Consider the following 7,745-nt stretch of genomic DNA (forward strand, 5'->3'; position numbering starts at 1 on the left):
AATAGCTGCAATCGACCCATAGCAGCCCCTCGTGATGCCCCAACCGCAGCTACATCTTTGGCATTTTTTATGACAGCGTTGCGATCATGTCTTTTCCTTGACGCTCTAGAGGCAGTAGAGTAGCTAGCTCGCTTGAATCTATGGGCCCCGGACATTGCTTGGGCGTTAAGCAACAGCTGTAATAAACCACCCTTCGAGGGCTGCTCTCCAGGCGCCCTTTGATCATTCAGCCGCATTCAAACGGCGGATCGCTTTTCGATTGGAAATGACATGGACGTTTACTACGTTGGTACGGATAAAACCAAGCGCACCGCGCTGCTGGCTTCTGATGCAGATGTGATCCTGTTGCTCTTTGACCGCTGGGACGATTTCAACTTCAAGACGACCTTCCCTACGTATTGTCGGATTGGCGGTGAGGTCGTCGAGCTGTGTCCTATCCGAATTCTTTTCGATGGACAAAAGGTTTCTTACAGCTATCTCGATGAGCTTGTGGCTAACGGTTGGAATGGAAAATTCCCCGTACAGGGCGTGCACTACATCTCCACACCCCATTCGCTTACTTTTTACGAACAGATCGATGGGCATCTTGATTTGAACACTGCCGCTGAGGTTGCTCAGGTTCTGCGCGACGCCAGCTTCATGGTTCACATCGCCGCTGACCCAGATAGCCTGAGGTTGACGCAAAGCGACGGCTTCTCTAACTCGCTACAGCGTGAGCGGGCTTCGGTAGCTGCCTTTTTGGATGGATGGCGTTTCTTCCAACAGCTCGGGATCAGCATCGGCAACCTGGTGTTCAACTTCAAAGACACCGAGGGCGTCGTACAGCCTCTGCAGCTCAATTTCGGTGCGAACAGCCCGCTACCGCATGACATCAATGTGCTGATAGGGCCAAATGGGGTAGGTAAATCCCAAACCCTCATTCAGCTGGTGAGATCGTGGCTCAAACTCAATCCGACCGAAAAGGAGGATGTGGGCTTTCAAGAAGCGGTCAACATCAATCAGGTTGTCGTGGTGTCTTACAGCCCTTTCGAATTGTTTCCGATGAGTAGTGAAGGAGATCGCCACTATGACCCTGGGGAGCGATCTGACCAAGGGGTGTATCAGTACTTTGGTCTCAGAGCCTTCTATCCCATCACCGATGAGTTAGGCCAGGAGCGCCACGGTATAAGGCTCTCACGAGATTGGCCGCGTCGAAATGCTGCCCACTCACTCATACAATGCGTGGCTGATGACCAGCGTTATGGAGCGATCAAGAGTTGGTCGGCAAAGGTCCAGACTCTCAAAGACGTTCTGCAAGGTGCCATAGAATTTGATGAGATTGCCCTTGGGATGACCGGCCACTTCGAGGAGGACGCGTTTTTCGAAGAGCCCACCTGGGTTTCAAGTTTGATTGAGGTCGAGCCGCAGGAAAGTGAATCCAACCTGCCTGACGCCTACCTGCTTGTGGTTCCAACTGAAGTGCATGCGTTAAAAGTAGATGGCATGAAAAAGTACGTGCATGACCGCTCCGGCATCGTATTCATAAAGGATGGCCAACCTGTACAACTCAGCTCCGGCCAACGACTTTTTTCATACATTGTCGCCAATATCCTTGGGGCAATGCGCCGCAACAGCCTTATCGTGATCGATGAGCCTGAGCTTTTCCTGCATCCGACGCTAGAGATTGCTTTCGTAGGTATGCTTAAACAGCTCCTGGCCAGCTACGCCTCGAAAGCGCTGCTCGCGACGCATTCTCTTGTGACTGTCCGAGAACTCCCAAGGCACTGTGTACACGTCTACGAGCGCACTCCCGACGGAGTGTTCATCAACCATCCGCCGTTTGAAACGTTTGGTGGCGACATTCAGCGAATCTCCTCTTACGTTTTCGGCGATAAGTCAGTCTCAAAACCATTCGAGGAATGGCTGAAAGTCAAGTTGCTGGAGTTCGGATCTGCTGACGCTTTGATCAATGCACTCGGGGATAATATCAACGAAGAAATGCTGATCCAGATTCACGCGATGGCGGAGGGTAAGTGGTGATACGTCTGGACTTACCGCATTTTCATCTAAGTGAGCTTGAGATTGTCGATCAACTGGTGCTGGAACGACAAAATGGTGTCAATCGACTCTATTTCAACGCCATCCATGCAGAGTGGCGAGCGCGCGTCGGCCTTTACGTTGCTGTGAATGGAAACCCTGAGGCTATAGCGCCTTGGCCTAACGTGAGTGCCAAAGAGGTAGGGGACAGGTTCAGGAATCTCTATCTTTCACCTGGAGCTCAGTCAGTTCAAAAGCCCATTCTGGATGTGCTAAGACGGCGTACATTAACGTATTGTCCTGCATGTGGAGAGGATGGAACACCGAACACTTTGGATCACTACCTACCCAAAGATACCTACCCAGAATTTGCTGTCTCTCCCGTGAACCTGTTCCCGATGTGTGATATCTGCCAGGGAGCCAAGGGAACAAAGCTGTTGAGCACTGACAATGAGCGATTGTTCTTGCACCCATACTTCGACGCGTTCATTGATACTCAGCTTGTCGAGTTGACCATTGACGGCCCATACAATGCACCGGAAGCAATACACCTGACGGCAGCGGCAGGCCTATCTGACGCCAGCCGTTTTTTGATAGAGAGGCACTTGCAAGAGCTGAGCATCCCGTCGCGTTACTATCGTTACTTTTCCGAAGCTTACCTGCGTCTTCTGCGACACGTACAAAGGATGAGAAGTAAGGGTTCGGATGTCTGCTCAAGGCTTGAAGACTTCAGAGACATGGAAGCATTGAAGTCTGTGAATGCTTGGGGGCACATTTTCTATGATGGGGTCCTGCGCAACGACGCCCTGTTGGATTATCTGTTAAACAGTCCAGACCTTCCTCAAGTCTAGGCTTTGTATGAAAAGTGAATCGTCCTGAATCGTTGGCACTCGATGACCGCTTCTGGCCGATTTCTGCCTGTCCCCACAGTCAGCTTTGGGTCGATCCAAGTCATACAGCCGCCAATCATCCGCCCCGTGAAAGGCTTCATTGGAAACCTTCTCTGACAGCGCTGAAGAGCACACGTGTCAGTAAGACACGTGCACGGGCTTTCCCTTGTGGTTCTGACATGACGTCTGGACGAGCAGCGTCATATTCGAAGATCAGCGCCATGGGCCGACAGTGCCCAGGGCAGGATGACTTCTTGGAGTTCACAAGTCCGGTTTGTGCTGCAGGCAAGATGCAGGCTTAGTTCACCATCACCTCATCCAGTGCCTGCTCGAGGGTGCTGATCGTGCGCTCGATATTTTGCAGCTTTTCGAGTCCGAACAGACCTATGCGGAAGGTCTGGAAGTCGGCCGGCTCGTCGCATTGCAACGGCACTCCGGCGGCGATCTGCAGGCCATGGTTGGCAAATTTCTTGCCGTTCTTGATGTCGGCATCATCGGTGTAGCTCACCACGACGCCAGGGGCCTGAAAGCCGGCTGCGGCCACGCTTTTGATGCCTTTGCCGGTCAACATGGCGCGCACCCGATCGCCCAGCGCCTGTTGTGCGTCGCGTACCTTGTCGAAACCGTAGGCTTGCGTCTCTTTCATCACTTCGTTGAATCGCGCGAGGGAATCGCTGGGCATGGTCGCATGGTAGGCATGTCCGCCCTGTTCGTAGGCCTGCATGATCTGAAGCCACTTTTTCAGGTCGCAGGCGAAGCTGCTGCTCTGCGTCTGCTCGATGCGTTCGAGGGCCAAGGAACTGAACATCACCAGGGCGCAGCAAGGGGAGGCGCTCCAGCCTTTCTGCGGTGCGCTGATCAGCAGGTCGACGGCGCATTTGTGCATATCAACCCAAATAGTGCCTGAGGCGATGCAGTCCAGCACAAACAGGCCACCCACCGCATGCACGGCGTCGCCGACGGCCCGCAGGTACTCGTCGGGCAGGATAATCCCTGATGAGGTTTCAACGTGGGGGGCGAAGACAATCTGCGGCTTCTGCGCCGCAATGGCTGCCAGCACTTCGTCCAGAGGGGGTGGGGCGTACGCAGCCTGGCGACCCGTGTCGACCGGTCGGGCTTTCAGCACCGTGGTGGCCGCCGGGATGTTGCCCATCTCAAGGATCTGGCTCCAGCGATAACTGAACCAGCCGTTGCGTATCACCAGGCATTGCTGGCCGGTGGCAAACTGTCGCGCCACCGCTTCCATGCCAAATGTGCCGCTGCCCGGGACCACCGCAACCGCCTGGGCGTTGTAGACCTGTTTCAGGGTCCTGGAAATGTTCTTCATCACGCCTTGAAATGACTGCGACATGTGGTTGAGCGAGCGGTCGGTGTAGACCACTGAGTACTCGACCAGCCCCTCAGGATCGATACTGGGATATAGCTTTGACATGGAGTGACTCCTTTGGCAGAGATGTCAGTGGTATCGACCCTGCCTTAAGCCTTGGCAAATGACAAGATTGCTCGGGATGGAATGGCGACTTCTGTCGAGCGGCTGGCATCATCAGGTCGATAACGACCAGTTACGAAGGGTAGCAGCCGACCCATTGCTGCCCTTCATGCAGGGCAGCAATGGGTCATCAGTTGAAAAAGTCGGATTTTCAGCCCGCCAGAACTCAGGCATGACTTCCACGCGTAGCGTGAGAACGATCAACCTCAATCAAAACTGCTTTGATGCGCTGGCAATGCGCTGGTACTTACGCAGCTGTCGGTTAATGTTGCGGATATCCAGAAAAAATATCTCTGCGCTACGCCAGAGCAGCATCCACGCGGTGACGGTAACGACTCCCACGGGGATGGTGCCTTCAATGCCCAGAGCCGTGCCTGCCAGCACCAAGGCTAGTGCCAAGCCCAGGAGTGTCAGCGCTACCAGCCGGTGGGTGCGAATATCCCCTCTGAGTTGTTCGCTCTTTTCCGCAAAGGTATTGCTGATGGCTTGCTGCAGGCGTTCTCGCTCATCTTCCGGGCAGCGAATGTGCAGACACAGTTCGGAGTGGTACCAGGCGCTATCTGACAGGTAGTCCACCAGCTCGGGGCTTAGCTTGGGGTTGTCCGGCGAGGCAAACGGATTGAGGTAATCGTGGGTAATCGTCAGATCGATTTTTTTTGTCATAACGAACCTTCACCTGATTGAGCAGTGGACTGAGATTTTAGTGTTCGAGGTAAAGCTAGTCGCAAGACAGCTGCTCTGCCTGATCGGCAGTTGCACGCGCTGTTGCAAGAGCGGATTTATCCGCGATGCGTTGGCTGAATGTGCGCCGCGACCGTCTGCATCAGCGCTGATTGTTATCACTCTCTCCGTGAGGGACATCAGGCAGCGGGCGGCGCATGCGCGGATAAGGGCTAGAGGCAGCTTTTGGCCGCTTTCTGCCTGTCGCGGTGTCGCTGACCGACTCTGCATGAACACCGTGAGCACCAGGACAGCATCCGGCCACAGCCAGTAAACTGCGGGCCGGAGCTGGATCGGGGAGGAGCGTCATATGTGCATAGGTGAACTTGCCAGGTTGTCGGGGTGCACTCCCAAAGCCATTCGTTTGTATGAGCAACTGGGCCTGCTGGGCCCTCAGCGCCACGGCAGTTACGGGTTGCCCCAAGGGACAGAGTCAAGCGCTGGCGTCATGTCAATCGAAGGTGACGGCATAGGACCAGGCACTTCAAAGGTCATTGGTTTTGTGAAATAACACCACCCATGTATTGATTTAAATCGCGAAAATCCTTAACGCTCCATGACTGCGGCGATAGCTTTACTCCATTCTCACGCAAGGTTCTTGGAATTAAGTCGCCATTTGGGCGAAGTATTATCGAAGATACAATCACGCCCGGATAATCATTTAATCGTTTTTTGAAAGCGGACGTTGTTAGATCAGGTGTAGGCGGATTGCTTTTATTGGCCAGCGGTCCTGTTGCCTTGAGATCCATTCCGTGGCACATGCTGCATCGCTGTAGATAGAGATTTTTTCCATTAGCATTATCCGCGAAGGATAGTGATGTTTGAGTCAGCGATAAAATTCCTAGCGAAGCGATGAATAATATTTTCATTGTTTTTATCTTCCTTGATGGGATCGGCGTCGATTGGACGCGATTTGGAACGCGGGAAAGATATCAGCCATCGCGTCGGCACACAGTCATTTCTGCATTTCTGATGCCCATTAAACCAACACGTTTTCCCGGCGCATCCCGGTGACCATTCTTGGCCGATTTCTTCCTGTCACGATGGGCAGAAAACGACCCATAGCGGTCTCTCGCATGTGGTTGCAATTGACCAGTTCAGGGCGGCACCTCTCTTCGTTACATAGCATCTTGTCACTGGTCTGATTCGCTCACGTACGAGTAAACAAAGTGGGCAAACAAGTACGGCCTAGCTAGGATTTGAGCCCCTAGACGGGGTAGGAGCGCAGCGGACTAGCAATGATCGGCTCTAAACAAAAAATGCCGTGATAGCATTTTGATCTAAGAGTTTTTAATTCACCCGACGCACCTAGTCTACGCTCGCATTAGTGTCCCTTCGTCAGGGGCAGAGCCGAGTCGCGTACATTTGGGCACGACTGTCGATAAGGATGAAGTTACGGTCGCCGACGCTGCCAGAGTGTCCAATGATGCGATCGAAGATGAAAGACGTGGTCTTTTATATAACATCAGGATTCGATTGTTGAAGGATACAGTTGTGGTGATGGGGTAGGGTATTCAGTTGGCACTTTGGGGGCGGTTTCAGCTGAAGTAAAACTGATAGCGGAAGAGTGATTGGTTGTGTGCTAATTCCTCTAGATCGCCATATTTCTGGAAGTGTGAGGGAGCGATGCTGTGAGGTTTTTTATTCTGGTTGCGGTAGTGTTAGCTACTGTGTGGATGTGGCGTAGTGTCATGACTGAAAGTCAGCAGGTCAATTATTTTTTGGTAGATGGCGTGAAGTACTGTTTAAATTCAGATTTGATTTCTAAAGGAGTTAGTTCAAAGGGGGCGCATCAGACGCTTTTGATCAACGGTGTAGATATCGTTGGTAGTAGTGTTGGAAAGGTTACGGTGCTTGTTGATCGTAATGATGTTGGCATGAATGACCCAGGTAGGTCTGCTTACGAATTCAACACAAGAGGGGGGAGGACCTTGGAGGTGGTGGAGGCGACGAATGATTTCGTGGTCTATCGCTTTGATGAGGTTGACCGCAAGAAAGAATTGATTTTTAAAGATTTGCGTGATGAAAAATATTTTTACTATGATTGTATGTTTCGGTTTACCTGCTCTATTCGCGGAACTTATGAAGGGAAAATTAGATTGCGAGTGGATTTTCACCCTGGTGAAAGAATGCTTTCTAACGATAGAGTATTAAGGGTTTATCGGGCGGTTAAACATATTGTCTTCGGGACTTACGCGAAGGGCCCATGTTGAGTTTATCGCTAAAGTTTTTTATATGCTACTGCCAACACTCGGGAACAGCAGCCCATTACGTTGAAGATCAGGGAGCTGTCTATTGCGCTCTTACCTTTGGTGTACGCAAGTTGTTGGATGGGCTGAATCTAATGGTCGAGTAGCACCTTCTTCCATCCACCCAACTGAAGACCAATCCGGTCGCCATTGATCCGTTTGACATTGGCGACGCCGTACTTGGCGACTTCTTCGAGTAAACATTCGGCAATTGCTGCAACGGCAAGTCTTCTGTTTCTTGCAGGAATTTGGGAATGACCGTATATGGACTCCTCCTCGTTGCAAGCCCCCTTCGCTTTGGCGCCCGTGCCGACTGCACACGTATATTCGGCCTCTGATTTCAGCATCGATTCGATGCAGGGCCATGATGGGCTATTCGCG

General features: G+C 52.3%; 7 protein-coding genes and 1 pseudogene. 4 read left to right on the forward strand and 4 right to left on the reverse strand.

The genetic code is table 11. The features are described 5' to 3' along the window. Positions 1-270 precede the first annotated feature (270 nt). Together IB246_RS27710 and IB246_RS28795 are read left to right on the forward strand one after the other, a co-directional pair. Positions 271-2,019 carry an ATP-binding protein gene (locus tag IB246_RS27710; protein WP_008039733.1) on the forward strand — a complete coding sequence of 583 codons (1,749 nt, stop codon included), beginning with the start codon at positions 271-273 and terminating at the stop codon, positions 2,017-2,019. Then, the gene (locus IB246_RS28795; protein WP_225609161.1) at positions 2,013-2,867 is read left to right on the forward strand and encodes a hypothetical protein; all 855 of its coding nucleotides are present in this window, start codon (positions 2,013-2,015) and stop codon (positions 2,865-2,867) included. Before IB246_RS27710 ends, IB246_RS28795 begins: the two co-directional genes overlap by 7 nt. Before the next feature lie 337 nt (positions 2,868-3,204). Here IB246_RS28795 and IB246_RS27720 read toward each other — a convergent pair whose 3' ends face one another. Beyond that, on the reverse strand, positions 3,205-4,338 hold the full coding sequence (locus IB246_RS27720; RefSeq protein WP_008039735.1) for an aminotransferase class V-fold PLP-dependent enzyme: 1,134 nt from the start codon (positions 4,336-4,338) through the stop codon (positions 3,205-3,207). A gap of 267 nt (positions 4,339-4,605) precedes the next feature. Further along, positions 4,606-5,058, reverse strand: coding sequence for a hypothetical protein (locus IB246_RS27725; protein WP_008039739.1), 453 nt, complete (start codon positions 5,056-5,058; stop codon positions 4,606-4,608). Between the two features lie 367 nt (positions 5,059-5,425). Here IB246_RS27725 and IB246_RS29135 point away from each other — a divergent pair, with 367 nt between their 5' ends. Further along, positions 5,426-5,626, forward strand: coding sequence for a MerR family DNA-binding transcriptional regulator (locus IB246_RS29135; protein WP_008039741.1), 201 nt, complete (start codon positions 5,426-5,428; stop codon positions 5,624-5,626). Here the strand turns inward: IB246_RS29135 and IB246_RS27735 are convergent. After that, positions 5,607-5,984 carry a c-type cytochrome gene (locus tag IB246_RS27735; protein ID WP_081500204.1) on the reverse strand — a complete coding sequence of 126 codons (378 nt, stop codon included), beginning with the start codon at positions 5,982-5,984 and terminating at the stop codon, positions 5,607-5,609. The genes IB246_RS29135 and IB246_RS27735 overlap by 20 nt on opposite strands. A gap of 822 nt (positions 5,985-6,806) precedes the next feature. On the opposite strand from IB246_RS27735, the gene IB246_RS27740 reads away from it, so the two are divergent. Then, positions 6,807-7,328, forward strand: coding sequence for a hypothetical protein (locus IB246_RS27740; protein ID WP_225609162.1), 522 nt, complete (start codon positions 6,807-6,809; stop codon positions 7,326-7,328). Between the two features lie 53 nt (positions 7,329-7,381). Here IB246_RS27740 and IB246_RS27745 read toward each other — a convergent pair. Beyond that, positions 7,382-7,630, reverse strand: a pseudogene (locus IB246_RS27745) (NYN domain-containing protein); the annotation flags it as partial. Positions 7,631-7,745: the final 115 nt, after the last annotated feature.

It is taken from the genome of Pseudomonas sp. PDM01, assembly GCF_014852325.1.
GTDB classification, from domain to species: Bacteria; Pseudomonadota; Gammaproteobacteria; order Pseudomonadales; family Pseudomonadaceae; genus Aquipseudomonas; species Aquipseudomonas migulae.